This window comes from Mycetocola sp. Y171 (assembly GCF_056713165.1).
Window position 1 is genome coordinate 830,856 of the sequence record NZ_JBWYGX010000001.1, and the last position, 18,978, is coordinate 849,833.

The following is an 18,978-nucleotide window of genomic DNA, read 5'->3' on the forward strand; positions in this document are numbered from 1 at the left end:
ATATGAGCACATGGACCGCCGCCGACATCACCCCGCAAAACGGCCGCACCGTGATCGTGACGGGAGCGAACAGCGGGCTCGGGCGGGCAACGAGCGCGGCACTCGCCGCGGCGGGAGCCCGCGTGGTGATGGCCGTTCGCGACGTGACCCGTGGCGAGGAGGCGGCCGCCGGCATCCCGGGCCCCATCGAGGTCCGCCAGCTCGACCTCGCCGATCTGGCGTCGGTCCGCGCCTTTGCCGATGGGTGGGACGGGACGATCGACATCCTCATCAACAACGCCGGTGTGATGGCGATCCCGGAGGGCAGGACGAAGGACGGCTTCGAAATGCAGTTCGGCACCAACCACCTCGGCCACTTCGCCCTCACAAACCTCCTGCTCACGCGGATCACCGATCGCGTGGTGACCGTCTCGTCCACCGTGCACAGGACAGGGTCCATCGACCTCTCCGACCTCAACTGGGAGAGGAGAACGTATAAGCCCTGGGCGGCATACGCCCAGTCCAAGCTGGCGAACCTGTTGCTCGCCCTCGAGCTCCAGCGCCGACTGCAGGGAACCGGATCTCCGCTACGCGCCGTTGCCGCGCACCCCGGCTGGGCGTCGACGAACCTGCAGAGCGGGCCGGCGACAAACGCCGTGTTGAAGCGGCTCAGCAGCCTCGGCAATCGACTCTTCGCCCAGTCGCCGGAGATGGGCGCGTTGCCGACTCTCTTCGCCGCGACGCAGGACCTGCCAGGCGCCAGCTACGTCGGCCCCGACGGACGGATGGAGCAGCACGGCCACCCCACACTGGTCGGACGCACCGCGCTCGCGAGTGACGCGACGCTCGCCACAGAGTTGTGGACGGCATCCGAGACCCTCACCGGCGTGCGCTACCCGCTGTGAGCCGTCGAGAGTGCAGCGGTGGCTCGAACCTGGCTCGTTTTCAGACCACTACTGCTGTCTCGGCGAGACACGCGCGGCTCGCTACGGTCCGACCCAGTGTGTGACGTCGATCCAGATGTTCGCTGAGGCCGCCGTGATCGTGTTCGGGTTCACCGGTATTTTCGAAGTGCCCTGGTACATGTACAGGTACGCGTGGGCAAGGCCGACGCTGGTCCCCATCCTCACATTCGCCTTCGCCAGGGTTTCGTCCGGTGTTGCCGTGAAACTGCCGACGTAGGCCGCCGGTGTCTCGAAGGTGATCTTCAGGGCCTTGTTCTTGTAGTTCTCGACTGATGCGATCCCGTGGGACACGTGCATCGCATCATTGATGGCGAGCCATTTCCCGGTGGCGCTGTCGCGTCGGATGGCGCCGAACACCTTCGCTTGAACGAGGTCCGTCGGCGGAGCGGCGACGACGGCCGTGGAAGGGTCTGGGGCTGCCTGAGACGCTTGGACGGCCGGGGAGATGAGCAGGGTCGCCGCAACCGCGAGGGATGCGACGAAAGCTGATTGGCGAAGATTCTTCATTGTGTTTGCAGCATACTGGCCCGCGGGGTGGCGCCAGTCCCGTCGTGGGCGATGGCATCCACAGTGCGGTAATGGCTCCAACGGGGCTCCCTGTTGAGCCTCTGCTGCAGTCTCGGCAGGGGAACGAAAAAGGGAGCCCGCGTGGACTCCCTTTTTAACAGCGTGGCGAGTGAGGGATTCGAACCCCCGAATGCTGAGCAGTCTGATTTACAGTCAGATCCCTTTGGCCGCTTGGGTAACTCGCCAGACGCACTCGACCGACTTGTACAGACAACCGAAGGCGCGTGAAAATAGTACCCTTGCCGGTCGTCTTCCGGAAATCGGCCGCCGTCAGGCCCCTGCGACCGGCGGCAACTGCAACAGCGCGCCCTCGTGGCGGCAGGTCAGCGCCGCGATGAGCATGGCGTCGTCGAGGAGCTTTCCCCATCCGGCGTCGTCGGCGGGCACACCGTCGAGGAGGATCGTGCGCACTGCGGCCGCGAGTGTCGCGTCACCGGCGCCCATCGTGTCGATGACCGGCTCCTGCAGAGGAACGATCGGTCTCGACACCGTTCCCGCGGACGTCGAGACGGATGCCCCGTCGCGGCCGGCCGTGGCGAGCACGGTCGCGGTACCCGCCTGGTGCAGCAGGTCGACGAGGTGCGGCAGGTCGGTGCCGTAGAGCAGTTCGGCATCCTCGTCCCCGACCTTGCACAGCAGAGCGGTGGCACCGATGCGCTCGAAGTTCGCCACGAAGCGATCGAGGTCGTTCATCATCCCGCTCCGCGGATTCGGGTCGATCACGAGCCGGCGGCCGGGATTGGCCACGGATTCCTCCAGCCCGGCCGACTGCTCGTCGTCGTCGAACGGGAAGCAGCTCACGACGACGAGTCTGGCGTCGGCGATGGCGAGCCTCTCGTCGTCGCCGAACACGATCCGGCGCCGCTGTGCGGCCTGGTTGAAGCTGTACCTGGGTTCGCCTGCGCTCCGGTCGCTGACCGCCCGCGATGAGCCGAGGAGACCGGGGGTTGCGATCAGTTCGACACCGTACTGGTCGAGGAAGGCGCGGATGCTCCTGCCGTCCGCATCGTCTCCGACCATCGCGATGAGGGTGGTCGGCACGCCGAGCCTGGCGAGACCGACCGCGACGTTGAGCGCGGCGCCGCCGACGAATTCGCGGCTCCCGGCGGCATCCGTGAGCTCGTCGATCAGTGCGTCTCCGATCACGATCACGCGGTCATCGTCCCTGTGCATGCAGTGCCCTTTCGTCCGTTCCGAGCGTCCCACACCGGCTCGGCTTGCGCCACTGCCGGGGAGCATCCGCGCGCGTCGCTATGCTGGCCACTGGCATCCACGCTCACAAAAAGGGGTCCCATGGCGGGCATCGAAGAGGTCGCGCGTCGCGCAGGCGTCTCAACGGCGACGGTATCGCGCGCGCTCAGCGGGCGCGGCTACGTCTCCGACGCGACCAGGCTCAAAGTCGCCCAGGCTGCGAGTGAGCTGGACTACGTCGTCTCGTCGAACGCCTCCAGCCTCGCGTCCGGCAGGACCCGCAATGTCGGTGTCGTCGTTCCGTTCCTCAACCACTGGTTCTTCGCTTCGGTCATCGAAGGAGCTGAGAGCGCTCTACTCCGGCTGGGCTACGACCTCACGTTGTACAACCTCACCGGGGGCGGAGAGGAACGCAAGAGCGTGTTCGACCACTTCCTGCTGCGGCAGCGGGTTGACGCCGTCATCGCCATCGGCCTCGAACTGACCGAGGACGAAGTGTCGAGTCTCCACGCCATGGGCAAACCGCTGATCGGCGTCGGTGGGCCCATCGCCGGTGTGTTCAGCCTCACCATGGACGACGTCTCGGTGGCCAGGCTGGCCACCGAACACCTCATCGGCCTCGGGCACACGCGGATCGCGCACATCGGCGGCGGGCAGGAATTCGACCTGGACTTCCATCTGCCGTCCAACCGTCGGATCGGCTACGAGGGTGCACTGCAGGATGCCGGGGTGCAGGTCGACGAGACGCTCTTCCGTCCCGCGGACTTCACCCTCCCCGGCGGGTACGAGGCAGCCAAACAGCTGCTCGGCAGTCCCCATAACCGGCCGACGGCGATCTTCGCCTCGTCCGATGAAATGGCGATCGGCAGCATCCTCGCCGCACGCGACCTTGGCCTGCACGTTCCGCACGACGTCTCGGTTGTCGGCATCGACGACCACCAGCTCTCGACGTTCTTCGGGCTGACGACGGTCGCGCAATTCCCCCGACGCCAGGGCGAGCAGGCCGTCGAGGCCTTGATGCAACTCCTGGAACCCGCGACGACCGTTCCTTCGAGCGCAGATGTCCCTCTGCCGTACGAACTCATCGTGCGGTCGTCGACAGCACGGCCCCCGCAGTAGCGGAGGCCGCGGTCGCGTGTCAGGCCAGGGCTCTGGCCTTGAGTGCGGCGAACTCTTCGGGAGAGATGGCACCCGATTCGAGGAGGCTCTGAGCCTTCGCTATCTCGTCTGCTGAACTGGTCGACGCGACGGAGCGGATGTATGCGTCGGTCTCCTTGCGCGCGTCTGCGGCGCTGCGCATCGACCGCTCGCTCATGCCCTTGCCGCGCGCGATCACGTAGACGAGCAGTGTCAGGATCGGCAGGAAAATGAGGAAGATGAGCCAGAGAGCCTTCCCCCATCCGTTGAGCGTGTGGTCACGGAAGATGTCGCCGATGACGCTGAACAGGGCGAAGAAGTACGCCATGAGCACATAGATCCAGAAGAACCAGACGAACACGCTCCAGAAGGTATCCCACAGTTCCATTTCTCCCCACTCCTCCGACGGGATCGAGGTCCGTCGGGAAGAAACCTATTCCCATACCGCGCGCAGAATGCCTGACCGGTCCGAACTTCACCCCATCCGGGTGGCATCCGTCGTGGATCACATCCGCGTGCGCTCTCACGCCTTTTCGGCCGGTCCGCCTGGGCCGCTGAGCTCGTGTACGGCGAGACGATTCGTGCTGTACATCACGGCGTCCCCGACGAGGTCGAAGTGTCTCAGCTGCGCCTCGAGATCGGGTCGGACGCGGCTGTATGCGACGCTGATGCCCTGGTCTCTGAGCCAGGCGAGCGTCGAGATGGCGGACTCCGCTCCGGTCACGTCGAGGTCGGTGACGGCCTCCATGTCGAGGACGAAATTCCGCACCTGGCCGGCCCCCGCCGCCGCTACGGCCTTGCGCACCGAATCCTCGAAGACGCCGGCGTTGGCGAAGAACAGTGGGGCGGCGAAGCGCATAATCACAAGCCCAGGTGCGCTCACCGAGACGTCGGGTGCCACGGGCAGGAGCGAATGACGCGGCGAGTCGTCGCCGCCGAGCACGTCGATAGCCGGGTTCGCTGCCCGCCGCGCCAGGTCGATGAGGGACAGGACGAACGCCACGACGATACCGGCGATCGGGCCGAGGAGAAGGGCGCCGGCGAAGCACGCGGCGCCGACGACGAACTCCGACCGGCGGAGTCTCCACAGCGAGGCGAATTCGCGGATCCCCAGCAGGGGAAGGATGGCGACGAACACGATCGCCCCGATCGCCGCAGACGGAATGTCTTCGAGCAGCGCCGTTCCGAACAGGACGAGGAGGAGTGTGCCGACAGCGGCGACGAGAGAGGGCAGTTGGGTCCGCGAGCCCGCCTGGTCCATCGCCGCCGTCCGCGAGGTGGATGACCCGACCGCGAACCCTCCGGACATTCCTGCGGCCACGTTGCTCGCACCGAATGCCATCAGGTCGCGGTTCGGGGTGGTCGGGTAGCCGCGCTTCTCGCCGTAGCTGCGTGAGACAAGGAGGCCCTCGGCCATCGTCACCATGGCCAGGGCGATGGCTGAGGGGATCAGCTGGAGCCAGGTCGTCCACTGGAGAATCGGCCAGGTGAGTGTCGGGGGTCCTGCGTCGACCGGCCCGAGGACCGCGACGTCCATCGCCTCAAGTCCTGCGACGACGACGAGGATCGTGGACAGGATGAGGACGACGAGAGCCCATGGCACCGCGCGGGCGATCCGCCTGCCGGCGATGAGCACGACGAGCGAGCCAGCCGCGATCGCGATGGACCAGCCGTTCGCGGCAGGAAGTCCGCCGACGAGTGCGACGACCTTGCCGATGAACTCCTCGCCGCTGTCGATCTTCACCCCGAGCATCTTCGCGACCTGCGACACCATGATGTCGAGGGCAAGCCCCCCGACGAACCCGATGAGGATCGGCTTGCTGAGGAAGTTGGCGAGGAACCCGAGTTTGAAGACGGATGCGAGAACGAGCAGCACACCGCAGATGATCGCCTGGGCCAGCGCCAGTGTGAGGTAGTTCGCGCTGCCGGCGACCGCGAGACCGCCCAGGGACGACGCCACGAGTGCTGCAGCGGCGGCGTCGGGTGAGGCGACGAGCTGGCGGGACGAGACGATGAGCGCGTACACGACGGCCGGGAGAATGAGGGCGTACAGTCCGGCGGTCGGCGGCAGCCCGGCGATCTGGGCGTACCCGATGTTGAGCGGGACCGCGATCGCCAGCAGAGTGACGCCCGCGAGCACCTCTGTCGTGACGTTCCGTAGGGTCAGTCCCTGGAGCACTACCGCCTGCTTCCTCACCGGATCGCGGACCGGTCGGGACCACAATAAATAGCCACGGCGCCAGTGCGCCCCATCTGTTCGGGGTGAGAGTCGCCCGTCCAGGACCACGCGGACGGGCGGGGTCCTAGCGGCGACGAGGATCGTTGGCTTAGGCTCGCGACATGCTGGCCACGTCGTCGATGATCCGCCTGTCCGGTGGCAGGTTCCGCATGGGGTCGAACGCGTTCTACCCCGAGGAATCGCCTGAGCACATCACCGACGTCGCCGTATTCGATCTCGACAGGCATCCGGTGACCAACGCCCAGTTCGCGGCGTTCGTCGCGGACACCGGCCACGTGACGGTGGCGGAGCGGGCGCTCGACCCCGTCGACTTCCCCGGCGTACCTGTGGAGGATCTCATCCCCGGCGCTCTCGTCTTCACGCAGACCCCCGGCCCGGTCGACCTCGGGAACTGGCGCCAGTGGTGGTCGTGGGAGCCGGGCGCCCAGTGGCGGCATCCGTTCGGGCCGGAGTCCGACCTCACAGGCAAGGATGATCACCCCGTCGTCCATATCGCGTTCGAGGATGCCTCCGCGTACGCCGCATGGGCAGGGAAACGACTGCCCACGGAGACAGAGTGGGAGTTCGCCGCGCGGGGCGGCAGTGACGATGCCACGCCGTACGCCTGGGGGCGGGAGCCCCGCGTCGACGGCGCGTTGATGGCGAACACGTGGCAGGGTCGGTTCCCCTATCTAAACACGGGTGCAGACGGGTGGGTGGGAACCTCCCCTGTGGGGTCGTTCCCGGCGAACCCCTTCGGATTCTCCGACCTGATCGGCAACGTGTGGGAGTGGACGAGCTCGTACTTCCTGCCACGGCACGAGGTCCCGTCGATCGACACTCGCACCGATCTGCTCGCGACGGCCGGCACAGCGGGCGAAGGGTGCGCCTGCGGATGCAGCCCCGGTGATGACGCCCGTCGCGCCGGGAGCATGGAGCCGGGATCACGCATCCCGCGCCGCGCACTGAAAGGCGGGTCGCACCTCTGCGCTCCCGAGTACTGCCTGCGTTACCGTCCGGCCGCCCGCTCCCCCCAGGCGGACGACACGGCAACGACGCACATCGGGTTCCGGTGCGCCCGGGATGCCGGCTGACCCTCGCACACAGCCGAATCCGGGCCGATAGACTCGGCGCATGGCAGATTCATCGTTTGACGTGGTCAGCAAGGTCGACAAGATGGAGGCGGACAACGCACTCCACCAGGCGCACAAGGAGATCGAGCAGCGCTACGACTTCAAGGGGACTGGGGCATCCATCGCACAGTCCGGCGACAAGATCCTCATGAAGGCGAACAGCGAGGAGCGCGTGAAAGCGATCCTCGACGTCTTCCAGACGAAGCTCATCAAGCGTGGCATCTCGCTGAAGAGCCTCGACTCGGGCGAGCCGTTCGCCAGCGGCAAGGAGTACCGCATCGAAGCGGAGCTCAAGGACGGCATCACGCAGGAGAACGCGAAGAAGATCAACAAGATCATCCGCGACGAGGCGCCGAAGGGCGTCAAGAGCCAGATCCAGGGCGACGAATTGCGTGTCCAGTCGAAGAGCCGCGACGACCTCCAGGAGACGATCGCCCTGCTCAAGGGCAAGGACCTCGACATCGACCTGCAGTTCATCAACTTCCGCTAGGTCGCTTCTCCGGAGCGGTCTCGTCCAACCAGCCGAGAACGGCATCCGCGAAGTCGTCCGGTCGGGTTTCGTGGACGTCGTGCCCCGCGTCGATCTCGACCAGGCGACAGTCCGGGATGAGTGTGGACACCTCCACGAGCAGGTCTTGAGGGATGGAGCTCGACGGCCCTCCCCCGATGAGCAGCGTGGGCGCGGCGATCCCGGGCAGCACATCCCACCACCGGCGCGTCGGATCGTTGACCTCGTCGAGGATCGCCGAGACGACCGCCCAATCGAAGTCGAGCGGCTCATCGGGGCGCTCGGCGACCCGCTTCGCGCGCGGATACGGCGGAGGAGCATCCTCGACGACGAGCCGTGCGACGAGGTCCGGGCGGGCGGATGCGACGAGGTAAGCGACCGTTCCTTCCATCGAGTGCCCGACGAGGACGACATCGACGAGCCCGAGAGCATCGAGCACGCCGATGACATCGTCGCGCATGAGGGGGAACGAATACTCCGCGGGCCTGTCGCTGGCCCCGTGGCCGCGCAGGTCGACGGCCACGACACGGAACCGGTCCGAGAACCGTGGTTCGACCGCATCCCAACTCGAGGCTCCTTCTCCGAGCCCGTGCAGGAGGACCGCAGCAGGCGCTCCCCGGTCTCCTGAGACACGGCACGCAATCGTCACGCCGCCGGCGGTCTCCACCATCTGCAGGTCCACCCGCCCACCATAGCGCCGCGGCCGGGGCTAGGCTCTGGCCAGGAACCCTGCGGATGGAGTTGACATGAGCGTGCTCGTTCTCGGTGCCGGCCCGGTTGGGTCGACCGCGACGCGAACCTTCCTCGATGGCGGGCACGAGGTGACAGTGGCGACGCGGTCGACGACCGTGCTCCCCGGAGCCCGCGCCGTCGGGCTCGACGCAACGGACGCGGCGGCCCTGACACGCGCGGCCACGGGATGCTCCACGATCGTCGTCTGCACGAATCCGCCGTACCACCGCTGGCGTTCCGAGTGGCCTCCGATCGTGGATGCCGTGATCCAGGCGGCTCGGTCCACAGGCGCGGACATCGTGATGGTCGGCAACCTGTATTCATACGGGCACGCGACGATGCCGATGACCGAGCGTTCTCCCGAGATCCCGGCCGAGTCGAAGGGGGAGGTGCGTCGCGACCTCTGGGGGACTCTTCGCGCCGCAACCGAACGCGGCGACGTCCGCGCGGTCGAGGTTCGGGCAAGCGACTACTTCGGGCCTGGCGCGACCGGTGACGCCCACCTGGGCACACGGTTCTTCGGCCCGATCCTCGCCGGTAAACGGTCGTCCGCGGTGGGAGACCCTGACGCGGCCCACAGCTGGGCCTATCTGCCGGACCTGGCGAAGACTCTCGTCGCGGCATCCTCGTACGACGGCGACTGGGGGCGGATCTGGCACGTCCCGGCGGCCACAGACCTCAGCCGCACGGAGATCTGCCGGCAGATCGACGCACGCTACGGGGTCACCGGCTCGGTGACCGGTCTGCCGTCGTGGCTCCTCCGCACCGTCGGCGTCTTCAACCCGGTGCTCAGGGAGGTGGCCGCGTCGAGCTACCAGATGACCGCTCCCTTCCTGTCGGACGCCTCGGAGACGGAACGCGTATTGGGCGTGACGGCCACGCCGTGGGAAAGCGCGCTCGACGACACCGTCGCGTTCTACCGCGGGCAGAAGTCCGTCTAGGCCGCCATCCGGCGGACAGCCAGCCGCCCCGCGAGACCGACAGCCAGCACGAGGACGCCGACCACGATGCCGACAGGTGGAAGCGTGACGACGAGCACCAGGCATCCGACCATGCCGAGCACCTGCAGCCAGCGAGGGAATCGCCGCTGGGGAGCATCCTGCCTGAATGCGGCCAGGTTCGCGACGAAGTAGTACAGCAGCACCCCGAACGACGAGAAGGCGATCGCCCCGCGGAGGTCGGCGACGATGATCACCGCGATAACGATCACGCCGAGGGCGAGCTCGGCCCGGTGCGGGACCCGGTATCGCGGATGCACCGCCGCCAGCGAGCGGGGAAGATCGCCCTCGCGCGCCATGGCCAGGCTCGTCCGGCCGATGCCGGCAATGAGGGCGAGCAGGGCTCCGAGAGAGGCAGCCGCCGCCCCGATCCGGACCACGGGCGCCGTCCAGTCCCAGCCTCCTGCCGTGGCCACGTCGACGAGCGGCGCAGCGGAGAACGCGAGGGTGGCGGGGCCCAGCGTTCGCAACGACACGAGCGCAACCACGGCGTAGATCACGACCACGATCGCGAGTGCGCCGAGGATCGCCCGGGGAATGGTGCGCGCTGGATCTCGCACCTCCTCACCCATGGTCGCGATGCGGGCGTACCCGGCGAACGCGAAGAACAGCAGGCCGGCCGACTGCAGGATGCCGTAGACGCCCGCGTCAAACAGGCCGGGTGTGAGAACCCACTTGAGTTGCTCGGTCCCCGCCGATACGACGCCCACCGGAGCGGACGGGGCGTCGAGGCCCGCGGTGACGACGACGGCGAGCACGAGCAGCGTCACCACGACGAGCACACGGGTGAGCAGCGCTGTCCTGGTGACCCCGACGTAGTTCACGGCCACGAGACCGGCGACAGCGACGACGGCCACCGGCTTCTCCCACCCGGCGGGCGCTGCATAGGCAGCGAAGGTGAGGGCCATGGCCGCGCAGCTCGCGGTCTTGCCGATGATGAAGCTCCAGCCGGCGGCGAAACCCCACCAGGGGCCGAGCCGCTCCCGGCCGTACAGATACGTCCCACCTGAGGACGGATACTGGGCCGCGAGCTGCGCAGACGCCGACGCGTTGCAGTACGCGATGACCGCGGCCACGACGAGTCCGACGAGCAGACCCCAGCCCGCTGCGGCCGCCGCCGGGGCGAATGCGGCGAAGACGCCGGCACCGATCATCGAGCCGAGGCCGATGAAGACGGCATCCCCGAGTCCCAGGCGCCGCGCGAGCCGATCAGTCACACCCACACGCTACGCGAGTTGCCAGGTTGCCGGGGTTCGACTTCGGGGGAACACCCTCAAACCCGGCAACTCGCGTGTGCGGGCTACACCGGCAGGTCGTCGAGCGCGTCGTCCTCCTTGCCGTCAGAGACGCCGAGCGAGAGGGTCTCTCCGCGGAAGAACGCCGGGCGACGGATCGCCTGGATGATCATGATCACGATGCCCGAGATGATGACAGTCATGCCGAGGATGAACACGAGACCAACGCCCCCGATGTTCGAACCGCTGCCGTAGTCCGGGTCCATGCTGTCCTTGATAGTCACGAAGAACAGCACGGCGAGGATGATTCCTCCGACCAGCGGGAACAGCAGCTGGAAGAAGAAGTTCCTGGCCGAAGCGAAGAACTGCTTCCTGAAGTACCACACGGCCGCGAACGCAGTGATGCCGTAGTAGAAGCAGATCATCATGCCGAGGGCGGTGATGGTATCCCAGAGCACGTCTTCGGAGATGAACCGCATGATGGCGTAGAACGCGGATGCCACGACGGCCGAGACGATCGTCGCGTATCCGGGGGTGAGGAACCGCGGGCTGACCTTCGCGAACTTCGAGGGCAGGGCGCCGTAGTGCCCCATGGCCAGCAGGGTGCGGGCCGGTGACACAAACGTCGACTGCAGCGAAGCGGCCGAACTGGACAGCACCGCGATCGAGACGAGGATGGCGAGCGGTCCGAGAACCGGCCCGGCCAGCGCGAAGAACACGTTGCCCTGGATGTCCTCGTTGCCGAGACCGAACTCGCCGGTCCCGGTTCCTGCGAAGCTGATCGACGCCGTGGCGATGAGCAGGTACAGGATGACGATGATGACGACGGTGAGGGTGGCGGCGCGGCCGGGGGTCGACCGTGATCCCTTCGTCTCTTCGTTCATCGTCAGCGTGACATCCCAGCCCCAGAAGATGAAGATCGACAGGGACAGGCCGGCGGCGAATGCACTGAACGACTCGACGGCGAACGGGTTGAACCACTCGAGGCTGACCGGTGTGGCGTCGAACGCCGTTCCGTTGGCGACGTGGATGAACGCGACGACTCCGAACAGCACGAGCACGAGCAGCTGGAAGCCGACGAGCACGTACTGTACCTTCTGGGTGGTCTGCATGTCGCGATACGAGATCGCGGTCGCACCGAGCATGAATGCGAGGCAGGTGACGACGTTGATGATCGGGTTCAGGGCGAGATCGGCGATGTCGGGGTTGTTGAAGATCTGCGCGAGCATCAGGTAGAAGAAGTCCACCGCGATCCCGGCGAGGTTCGACAACACGAGGATCGTCGCTGCGATGAGCCCCCACCCGGCCATCCAGCCGATCCATGGACCGAACGCCCTGGTCGCCCAGGTGAACGATGTGCCACTGTCAGGCATCGAACGGTTGAGTTCGCGGTAGCCGAAAGCGACGAGAAGCATCGGGATGAACCCGACGAGGATGATGGCCGGGACCTGGAGTCCGACCTCTGAGACGGTGGGGCCGAGTGCTGCCGTCATCGTGTACGCCGGTGCGATGCACGAGATTCCGATGACGATGGCACCGATCAGGCCGACCGAACCCGCGCTCAGGCCTTTCTTGGACAGGCCGTGTTCGGCCTTGGTTTCAGTCATGATGTCAGTCCTCGATGCTCAGAACGGAGTCGCGGGGAACCACGACCATGGGGACGGGCAGTTCGCGCAGCATCTTCGCTGCCGTGGAGCCCAGGAAGATGTGGCGTGGTTTCGCCAGGCGGCTGGACCCGACGAAGACGAGTTCTTCCGGTTCCCAGTCGACCTGGTTGACGGCATCCTCCACCCGGTTGCCGGATGCCGTGAGCACCGACACGTCGAGATCCCCCGGGAGGTGCTCGGCGGCGTATGCGAGCACCTGCTCGGCGTGGGTGGCCGCCCGCTCGGCGACCGCAGGCGGCGTGGACATGTCGTCCATGTCGAGCGTCACGAGGGAGATCAGGCGGAGCGGCACGTGGGCCGCTCGCGCCGTCAGGACAGAGGCATCCAGCAGTTCGTCCGCTCCCGGCCGCGTGCCGATCGCGCAGGTGATCCGCGAGATGTTGTTGAGGCCGATCGTCGAGCTGGAGCCCTCGGGCGCCAGGGCGACGGGAACGACTGCCGAGTGCAGGAGGGCGCTCGCCACGCTGCCCACCGTGGCACGGCCGAGGAGACCGCCGCGTGCGGCGCCGACGACGATCATCGACCCCTCGAGGTCACGGCTCGTGTCGAGCAACCCCCTGGCGAACGACTCGGCGTAGACGATGTGACCCTCGGTCGGCACGTCCCGAGGGACGACGGCGGCCGCTTCCTTCAACCAGCCCTCAGCTGTTTCGTGGAGGAAACGCTCGTAGCCGGCATCGGACGGGACGAGTGTCGGCCGTGCCTCGCTGTGCAGGACGGTCACGATGTCGAGGCTCGCGCCCATCGACCGTGCCAGCCGCACCCCGAGCGCAAGCGCATCCGCGCCGGCCGGTGTATCGGTATAACCAACGATGTAACGCATGTGCAGGGGTGCTCCTTTGCGGTTCGGGTACTGCAGGGAAAAGCCGGTGATGCGGTCGAAACGGTCGGGGTCGGGTTCTGGCGTGGGGTCAGGGACGGTCGGCGAGGATGGCGTCCGCTGTCTCGCGACCCATCCGGATGGCGCCGTCCACGTGCTGGTAGCCCTCGGCGGCGAGGTCGCTGCACGACCAGTGGATCGGCCCGACGGCGGTGCGGAGGTCGGCGCCGTACCGGTGCAGGCCCCCCATGTCGAAGCTCGCGGCATAGGCGCCGCGCGTCCACTCCTCTGAGCCCCAGTCACTCTCGTAGTAGACGACGGGATTCAGCGCCTGCTCGCCGTAGTAGTGCGACAGCGAGGTGAGGATGATCCGCTTCCGTTCCTCGGCCGGCAGGGTGAAGAGGTGGTCGGCCTTCTTGTCTGAGACGAACCCGACGAGCGTGCCCCGCGGGTCTTCGAAGTTGGTGTTGTCGTACGCCTCGTGCACGATCTCGTACGGGCTGAACGCGGTGCCAGACAGACCGGCGTCACGCCAGAACGGCGACTCGTAGACGGCGTGGACCTTGATGACGAGACCCAGCGACAGGTGCTGGTGCATCTGCTGCTGGCGCCGGGGAAGTGAAGGCTGGAAGTCGATGCGCGAGTACAGGTTCGGCGGGACGGCGACGATGGCGTGACGCGCCCTCACGCTCATGCCGTCGGCCGTCGCGGTGACCCCCGTCTCCGACCAGTCCAGGCGCCGGACGGGCTGACCGAGGAACACGTCGTCCCCGAGCTTCTCGGCGAGGAGCAGTGGAACCTGCTGCAGGCCGCCGACGACCCGCTTGTCGAGGATGAAGTCGGCGTCGACGAGGTGGGAGAAGCTCCCGGCGGATGCCGCCATGAGGATGGCCTGCAGGGCCGAGAACGCATGCGCAGGCTTGGTGATCATCGCCTCGGCGATGAACAGGGCGATGTTGTCCCTGGCCTCGATGTCGTCGGTCTGGCTCTCCAGCCAGTCGATCCAGGTGACCGAGTCGAGTTCCTCCGCCATCGGGTGCGCCCACGGTTCCCGCGGCCCGATCTCGGCCACGAGCACGTCGAGCACACGGATGAGGCGTTCCATCTCGCGCTGGGTCGAGGCTTCGACGGGGAAGATCTCTCCCGTGAACCTCGTGTGGGAGCCGAGGGCGTTGATGTAGACGCTGTCGCCTTCGCGGTAGCGCGAGTAGGTGTCGAGGCCCAGCTCCGCAAGCGTCTCGATCAGCGCGTCCTGGTCGGGGGACACCCACTGGCCGCCGATCTCGAGCGTTGCACCGTCGATGTCGTTGGTCCACAGGCGACCGCCGACGCGGTCGCGCGCTTCGAGCACGGCGACGCTCAGCCCTGCGGCACGCAGTCGTGTCGCCGCGGTGAGACCGGATGCTCCCGCTCCGATGATGACGACGTCACGTTCCAGGTCGGTCATGGTGTTCTCTCTTCCGGTGGTCACAGGGCGCTCATCACGTGCTTGATCCGCGTGTAGTCCTCGAGGCCGTACGACGACAGGTCCTTGCCGTAGCCGGACATCTTGAACCCTCCGTGCGGCATCTCCGCGGCGAGCAGGATGTGGGTGTTGATCCAGACCGCGCCGAAGTCGAGGTCGCGCGAAACCCGCATCGCGGTGCCGTGGTCCTTCGTCCAGACGCTTGACGCGAGGGCGTACTGAACGTCGTTGGCCATCTCGACGGCTTCCTCCTCCGTCGAGAAGCTCTGCACCGTGAGCACGGGGCCGAAGGTCTCCTCCTGCACGCAGGCGTCCACCTGGCTGACCCCGGTGATCACCGTCGGCGCGTAGTAGAAGCCCGACTCCCCGACGCGGTGGCCGCCGGTCACAACCCTCGCGTGGGCCGGCAGCGACTCGATCACCGTGGACACCTTGGCGAAGTGTGACGCGTTGTTGAGCGGACCGTAGTAGGCGTCCGGGTCCTCGGCGTCTCCGGTCTTCGTGGCCTCGGCGGCCTTGACGAGCTCGGCGACGAACTCGTCATGGATGGATTCGTGCACAAGCACCCGCGTGACCGCAGTGCAGTCCTGGCCGGCGTTGAAGTACCCCGCCCCGGCGACGCCCTCCGCTGTCGCGGCGATGTCGGCGTCGGCGAACACGATCGCCGGGGCCTTGCCTCCCAGCTCGAGGTGCGCCCTGTGGAGGTTCTTCGCAGCGGATGCCGCCACCGCCATTCCGGCACGGACCGACCCGGTGATCGACACGAGCCCGGGCACCGGGTGCTCGGTCATGGCCTGCCCGGTCGCGCCGTTGCCGAGGATGACGTTGAGCACGCCGTCGGGGAGGATGCCCTGGGTGAGTTTCGCGAGGACGAGGGTGGACTCCGGGGTGGTGTCGCTCGGCTTGAGCACGACCGTGTTCCCCGCGGCGAGCGCTGGGGCGATCTTCCAGATCGCCATCATGATCGGGTAGTTCCACGGAGTCACCTGGGCGACGACGCCGATCGGCTCACGCCGCACGAACGACGTGTGTCCCTCGAGGTACTCCCCGGCGCTCTTGCCTTCGAGCACCCGGGCCGCACCGGCGAAGAAGCGCAGGTGATCGGCCCCAGCAAGAACCTCCTCGACGCGGATCGCCTCCCGCGGCTGGCCGGTGTTGCGGTGCTGCGCTTCGACGAGCTCGTCCGCGTTCGCCTCCATGGCATCCGCGATCTGCAGCAGCATCGCCTGGCGCTGCCCCGGCGTCGTGCGCTTCCACGTCGTGAATGCCGTCTTCGCGGCGTCGAACGCCGCGTTCACGTCGTCGATGGTCGAGATCGGCGACCGGGCGACGACGTCGCCTGTGCCCGGATTGATCACGTCGATGGTGTCAACGGCCGACGCGTCGACGAAGCTGCCGCCGATGTAGTTCTGCAATGTGGTGAGAGTGGTCAACGTCATTGTCTGTCCTTTCAGGCGTCGGCTCAGGGAGCCGGGGTCATCGTGTACTTGGTCGAGAGGTATTCGTGGATTCCCTCGAGCCCACCCTCCCGGCCGATTCCGGACTGCTTGACGCCGCCGAACGGGGCGGCCGCGTTGGAGATCACTCCGACGTTCAGCCCCATCATGCCGGTCTGCAGCTTGTCGATCATGCGCTGCCCTCTGGCGAGGTCCTTCGTGAAGACGTAGCTCACGAGACCGTACTCGGTGTCGTTGGCGAGCCGGATGGCATCCGCCTCATCGGTGAACGGGACGATGGCGAGCACCGGCCCGAAGATCTCCTCGCGGAGGATGTCCGACCCGGCCTGGACGTCCGAGAGCACGGTCGGCTCGTAGAACGTGCCGTCACGGTCCACGGCTGATCCGCCGGTGAGCAGGGTCGCGCCCTTGGCGACGGCGTCGTCGACGAGCTGGGCCGCCTTGGCGACGGCGCGGTCGTCGATGAGCGGGCCGATGGTGACGCCATCCTCTGTGCCGCGGCCGATGGCGAAACCCTTCACCCGGTCGGTGACCCGGCGCGCGAACTCGTCGGCGACAGCGGCGTGCACGATGAAGCGGTTCGCTGCGGTGCAGGCCTGGCCGATGTTGCGGAACTTGGCGGCGATCGCACCGTCGACGGCGGCATCCAGGTCGGCATCGTCGAACACGACGAACGGGGCGTTCCCGCCCAGTTCCATCGAGGTGCGCAGCACGTTCTTCGCCGACTGCTCGATGAGCTTCTGCCCGACAGGGGTGGAGCCGGTGAAGCTGAGCTTCCTGAGGCGCGGGTCGTTGAGCAGAGGCTCGGTGACAGCGCCGGACGATGACGTCGAGATCACGTTGAGAACGCCCGCCGGAAGCCCGGCGTCTTCGAACAACCGTGCCACGTACAGCGTGGTGAGCGGGGTGAGCGATGCGGGCTTCACGACCACGGTGCAGCCAGCGGCGAGCGCCGGAGCGATCTTGCGGGTGGCCATCGCGAGCGGGAAGTTCCACGGGGTGATCAGGTAGCACGGTCCGACCGGGTGCTGGGAGACGATCATCCGCCCGGTGCCCTCGGGGTTCGTGCCGTAGCGGCCGGTGATCCGGACGGCCTCCTCGCTGAACCAGCGGAGGAACTCGCCACCGTAGGTGACCTCACCGTTGGATTCGGCCAGCGGCTTGCCCATCTCCAGCGTCATCAGCAGCGCGAACTCGTCGCGGCGCTCCTGCATGAGATCGAACGCCTTCCTGAGGATGTTCGACCTCGTGCGTGGCGGGGTGGCCGCCCACTCGTCCTGGACCGCGACGGCCGCGTCGAGTGCTGCGGTGGCATCCGCGGCCGAGGCATCAGCGATGGATGCGAGGACGGCGCCCGTCGACGGGTCGAAGACGTCGATCGTCTTCTCGGTCGACCGCCACTCGCCGCCGATGAACAGCCCCGTCGGCACCTTCGCGAGCAGATCCTTCTCGGAAATCATGCGTTCTCCAATGCGTTGAGGACGACGTCGATGCCTTCGGTGAGCAACGCGTCCGAGATCGACAGGGGCGGGAGGAAACGGATGACGTTTCCATAGGTTCCGCAGGTGAGCACGATCACGCCCGCCTGATGCGCCGCCTTCGCGATTCGGCCGGTCAGCGCACCATCCGGTTCGTTCGTCTCCGGGTCGACGACCTCGATGGCGATCATCGCCCCGCGGCCACGGACGTCGCCGATACGTGGGTCTGTCGCCTGCGCAGACGAGAACCGGTCGACGATGGTGGCGCCGATGCGGCGGGCCGCCCCGGCGAGGTCGTCTTCGACGTACGTCTCGATGGCGGCGAGTGCGGCCGCGCAGGCGATCGGGTTGCCGCCGTATGTGCCCCCGAGGCCGCCGGAGTGGGTGGCGTCGAGGATCTCGGCCCGTCCGGTGATCGCCGAGAGCGGCAGGCCCCCTGCGATTCCCTTGGCCGTCACGACGATGTCCGGCACGATTCCCTCGTGCTCGCTGGCGAACAGGTCGCCGGTGCGCGCGAACCCTGTCTGCACCTCGTCGGCGATGAAGACGACGCCGTTGGCCCTGGCCCAGTCCACGATCGCGGGGATGAATCCGTCGGCGGGAACGATGAAGCCGCCTTCGCCCTGGATCGGTTCGATGATGATCGCGGCGAGGTTGGCCGCGCCGATCTGCTTCTCGATCATCGAGATGGCGCGCTTCGCTGCTTCGGGGCCGGTCAGTCCGTCACGGAACGGATAGGACATCGGCGCCCGGTAGATCTCGGAGGCGAACGGCCCGAATCCGCTCTTGTACGGCATCGACTTCGCGGTCAGCGCCATCGTGAGGTTGGTCCGCCCGTGGTACGCGTGGTCGAACGCCACGACGGCCTGCTTGCCGGTGTAGCTCCGAGCGACCTTGACGGCATTCTCGACGGCTTCCGCTCCTGAGTTGAAGAGGGCGCTGCGCTTGTCGTGGTCGCCGGGCGTGAGGCGGTTGAGTGCCTCGGCAACCTCGACGTACGAGTCGTACGGCGTGATCATGAAACAGGTGTGGGTGAACGCGGCCACCTGGGCCTGCACCGCCTCGACGACGCGGGGGGCACTGTTGCCGACGCCGGTCACGGCGATCCCCGAGCCGAGGTCGATGAACGAATTACCGTCGACGTCGACGACCACTCCGCCGCCCGCCGCTTCCGCGAAGACGGGCATCGTGGTTCCCACGGCCGAGGCGACGGCACTGTTCTTGCGCGCCATCAGCGCTTCGGAGCGCGGACCGGGGATCGCGGTCACGATCCTCCGCTCCTGGGCAAGGGCCGGCCCGCCTGTCGCGGTCGTGGTGAGGGTCATCGTCGTCGTTCTCCTTCGCTCGTAGCGTGCTTGCCAGACTAGGAGCGGCTGACTCCCGCTGGAACTGCCGGAATGGCCATCCGAGGCAGGTCCTTTTGCCAGT

17 protein-coding genes and 1 tRNA gene are annotated in these 18,978 nt (G+C 67.2%); 5 read left to right on the forward strand and 13 right to left on the reverse strand.

Features of this window, described 5'->3' with window-relative positions:
• The first annotated feature begins 2 nt into the window (after window positions 1-2).
• Window positions 3-884 carry an oxidoreductase gene (locus AC1M2K_RS03875; RefSeq protein ID WP_480239910.1) on the forward strand — a complete coding sequence of 294 codons (882 nt, stop codon included), beginning with the start codon at window positions 3-5 and terminating at the stop codon, window positions 882-884.
• Window positions 885-965: 81 nt separating this feature from the next.
• Here the strand turns inward: AC1M2K_RS03875 and AC1M2K_RS03880 are convergent, their stop codons facing one another.
• From AC1M2K_RS03880 to AC1M2K_RS03890, 3 genes are all read right to left on the reverse strand, one after another.
• A complete protein-coding gene (locus tag AC1M2K_RS03880; protein WP_480239911.1) occupies window positions 966-1,451 on the reverse strand; it encodes a hypothetical protein in 486 nt (161 codons plus the stop codon).
• 163 nt (window positions 1,452-1,614) lie between these two features.
• A tRNA-Tyr gene (locus tag AC1M2K_RS03885) sits at window positions 1,615-1,696 on the reverse strand.
• Window positions 1,697-1,781: 85 nt separating this feature from the next.
• The gene (locus AC1M2K_RS03890) at window positions 1,782-2,684 is read right to left on the reverse strand and encodes a PfkB family carbohydrate kinase (RefSeq protein ID WP_480238101.1); all 903 of its coding nucleotides are present in this window, start codon (window positions 2,682-2,684) and stop codon (window positions 1,782-1,784) included.
• Between the two features lie 120 nt (window positions 2,685-2,804).
• Between AC1M2K_RS03890 and AC1M2K_RS03895 the strand changes: the two genes are divergently transcribed.
• Entirely contained in the window at window positions 2,805-3,821 is a 1,017-nt protein-coding gene (locus AC1M2K_RS03895; RefSeq protein WP_480238102.1) for a LacI family DNA-binding transcriptional regulator, read from the forward strand.
• Window positions 3,822-3,840: 19 nt separating this feature from the next.
• Here the strand turns inward: AC1M2K_RS03895 and AC1M2K_RS03900 are convergent, their stop codons facing one another.
• Together AC1M2K_RS03900 and AC1M2K_RS03905 are read right to left on the reverse strand one after the other, a co-directional pair.
• Complete coding sequence (locus AC1M2K_RS03900) at window positions 3,841-4,227, reverse strand: SHOCT domain-containing protein (RefSeq protein WP_480239912.1); 387 nt, start codon at window positions 4,225-4,227, stop codon at window positions 3,841-3,843.
• Window positions 4,228-4,362: 135 nt separating this feature from the next.
• Window positions 4,363-6,018, reverse strand: coding sequence for a SulP family inorganic anion transporter (locus AC1M2K_RS03905; RefSeq protein ID WP_480239913.1), 1,656 nt, complete (start codon window positions 6,016-6,018; stop codon window positions 4,363-4,365).
• 161 nt (window positions 6,019-6,179) lie between these two features.
• Here AC1M2K_RS03905 and AC1M2K_RS03910 point away from each other — a divergent pair, with 161 nt between their 5' ends.
• Both AC1M2K_RS03910 and AC1M2K_RS03915 read left to right on the forward strand, forming a co-directional pair.
• The gene (locus AC1M2K_RS03910; protein WP_480239914.1) at window positions 6,180-7,151 is read left to right on the forward strand and encodes a formylglycine-generating enzyme family protein; all 972 of its coding nucleotides are present in this window, start codon (window positions 6,180-6,182) and stop codon (window positions 7,149-7,151) included.
• A gap of 40 nt (window positions 7,152-7,191) precedes the next feature.
• On the forward strand, window positions 7,192-7,680 hold the full coding sequence (locus AC1M2K_RS03915) for a YajQ family cyclic di-GMP-binding protein (RefSeq protein ID WP_480238106.1): 489 nt from the start codon (window positions 7,192-7,194) through the stop codon (window positions 7,678-7,680).
• Here AC1M2K_RS03915 and AC1M2K_RS03920 read toward each other — a convergent pair.
• Window positions 7,667-8,380: an alpha/beta fold hydrolase gene (locus AC1M2K_RS03920; RefSeq protein ID WP_480239915.1), complete on the reverse strand. Its 714-nt coding sequence runs from the start codon at window positions 8,378-8,380 to the stop codon at window positions 7,667-7,669. The genes AC1M2K_RS03915 and AC1M2K_RS03920 overlap by 14 nt on opposite strands.
• A gap of 64 nt (window positions 8,381-8,444) precedes the next feature.
• On the opposite strand from AC1M2K_RS03920, the gene AC1M2K_RS03925 reads away from it, so the two are divergent.
• Window positions 8,445-9,371 (forward strand): NAD-dependent epimerase/dehydratase family protein, encoded by a 927-nt coding sequence (locus tag AC1M2K_RS03925; protein WP_480239916.1) that lies wholly within the window; start codon window positions 8,445-8,447, stop codon window positions 9,369-9,371.
• Here AC1M2K_RS03925 and AC1M2K_RS03930 read toward each other — a convergent pair.
• The 7 genes from AC1M2K_RS03930 to gabT form a co-directional block, all read right to left on the reverse strand.
• Window positions 9,368-10,651 carry an APC family permease gene (locus tag AC1M2K_RS03930; protein WP_480239917.1) on the reverse strand — a complete coding sequence of 428 codons (1,284 nt, stop codon included), beginning with the start codon at window positions 10,649-10,651 and terminating at the stop codon, window positions 9,368-9,370. The genes AC1M2K_RS03925 and AC1M2K_RS03930 overlap by 4 nt on opposite strands.
• Window positions 10,652-10,728: 77 nt before the next feature.
• Window positions 10,729-12,270 carry an APC family permease gene (locus AC1M2K_RS03935; protein WP_480239918.1) on the reverse strand — a complete coding sequence of 514 codons (1,542 nt, stop codon included), beginning with the start codon at window positions 12,268-12,270 and terminating at the stop codon, window positions 10,729-10,731.
• Between the two features lie 4 nt (window positions 12,271-12,274).
• Window positions 12,275-13,153 carry a universal stress protein gene (locus AC1M2K_RS03940; protein ID WP_480238110.1) on the reverse strand — a complete coding sequence of 293 codons (879 nt, stop codon included), beginning with the start codon at window positions 13,151-13,153 and terminating at the stop codon, window positions 12,275-12,277.
• A gap of 88 nt (window positions 13,154-13,241) precedes the next feature.
• Window positions 13,242-14,597, reverse strand: coding sequence for a flavin monoamine oxidase family protein (locus tag AC1M2K_RS03945; RefSeq protein ID WP_480240799.1), 1,356 nt, complete (start codon window positions 14,595-14,597; stop codon window positions 13,242-13,244).
• Between the two features lie 20 nt (window positions 14,598-14,617).
• A complete protein-coding gene (locus AC1M2K_RS03950; RefSeq protein WP_480239919.1) occupies window positions 14,618-16,054 on the reverse strand; it encodes a gamma-aminobutyraldehyde dehydrogenase in 1,437 nt (478 codons plus the stop codon).
• Window positions 16,055-16,077: 23 nt separating this feature from the next.
• Complete coding sequence (locus tag AC1M2K_RS03955) at window positions 16,078-17,532, reverse strand: NAD-dependent succinate-semialdehyde dehydrogenase (RefSeq protein WP_480239920.1); 1,455 nt, start codon at window positions 17,530-17,532, stop codon at window positions 16,078-16,080.
• Entirely contained in the window at window positions 17,529-18,875 is a 1,347-nt protein-coding gene (gene gabT, locus AC1M2K_RS03960; RefSeq protein WP_480239921.1) for a 4-aminobutyrate--2-oxoglutarate transaminase, read from the reverse strand. The genes AC1M2K_RS03955 and gabT overlap by 4 nt, the downstream gene beginning before the upstream one ends.
• Window positions 18,876-18,978: the final 103 nt, after the last annotated feature.

Bases quoted from the DNA above. Each gene is read 5' to 3' on its own strand.
- AC1M2K_RS03875 (WP_480239910.1), top strand. From the start codon at position 3: ATGAGCACATGGACCGCCGCCGACATCACCCCGCAAAACGGCCGCACC.
- AC1M2K_RS03925 (WP_480239916.1), top strand. From the start codon at position 8,445: ATGAGCGTGCTCGTTCTCGGTGCCGGCCCGGTTGGGTCGACCGCGACG.
- AC1M2K_RS03945 (WP_480240799.1), bottom strand. From the start codon at position 14,597: ATGACCGACCTGGAACGTGACGTCGTCATCATCGGAGCGGGAGCATCC.
- gabT (WP_480239921.1), bottom strand. From the start codon at position 18,875: ATGACCCTCACCACGACCGCGACAGGCGGGCCGGCCCTTGCCCAGGAG.
- AC1M2K_RS03890 (WP_480238101.1), bottom strand. From the start codon at position 2,684: ATGCACAGGGACGATGACCGCGTGATCGTGATCGGAGACGCACTGATC.
- AC1M2K_RS03955 (WP_480239920.1), bottom strand. From the start codon at position 17,532: ATGATTTCCGAGAAGGATCTGCTCGCGAAGGTGCCGACGGGGCTGTTC.
- AC1M2K_RS03915 (WP_480238106.1), top strand. From the start codon at position 7,192: ATGGCAGATTCATCGTTTGACGTGGTCAGCAAGGTCGACAAGATGGAG.
- AC1M2K_RS03950 (WP_480239919.1), bottom strand. From the start codon at position 16,054: ATGACGTTGACCACTCTCACCACATTGCAGAACTACATCGGCGGCAGC.
- AC1M2K_RS03895 (WP_480238102.1), top strand. From the start codon at position 2,805: ATGGCGGGCATCGAAGAGGTCGCGCGTCGCGCAGGCGTCTCAACGGCG.
- AC1M2K_RS03935 (WP_480239918.1), bottom strand. From the start codon at position 12,270: ATGACTGAAACCAAGGCCGAACACGGCCTGTCCAAGAAAGGCCTGAGC.
- AC1M2K_RS03940 (WP_480238110.1), bottom strand. From the start codon at position 13,153: ATGCGTTACATCGTTGGTTATACCGATACACCGGCCGGCGCGGATGCG.
- AC1M2K_RS03910 (WP_480239914.1), top strand. From the start codon at position 6,180: ATGCTGGCCACGTCGTCGATGATCCGCCTGTCCGGTGGCAGGTTCCGC.
- AC1M2K_RS03880 (WP_480239911.1), bottom strand. From the start codon at position 1,451: ATGAAGAATCTTCGCCAATCAGCTTTCGTCGCATCCCTCGCGGTTGCG.
- AC1M2K_RS03900 (WP_480239912.1), bottom strand. From the start codon at position 4,227: ATGGAACTGTGGGATACCTTCTGGAGCGTGTTCGTCTGGTTCTTCTGG.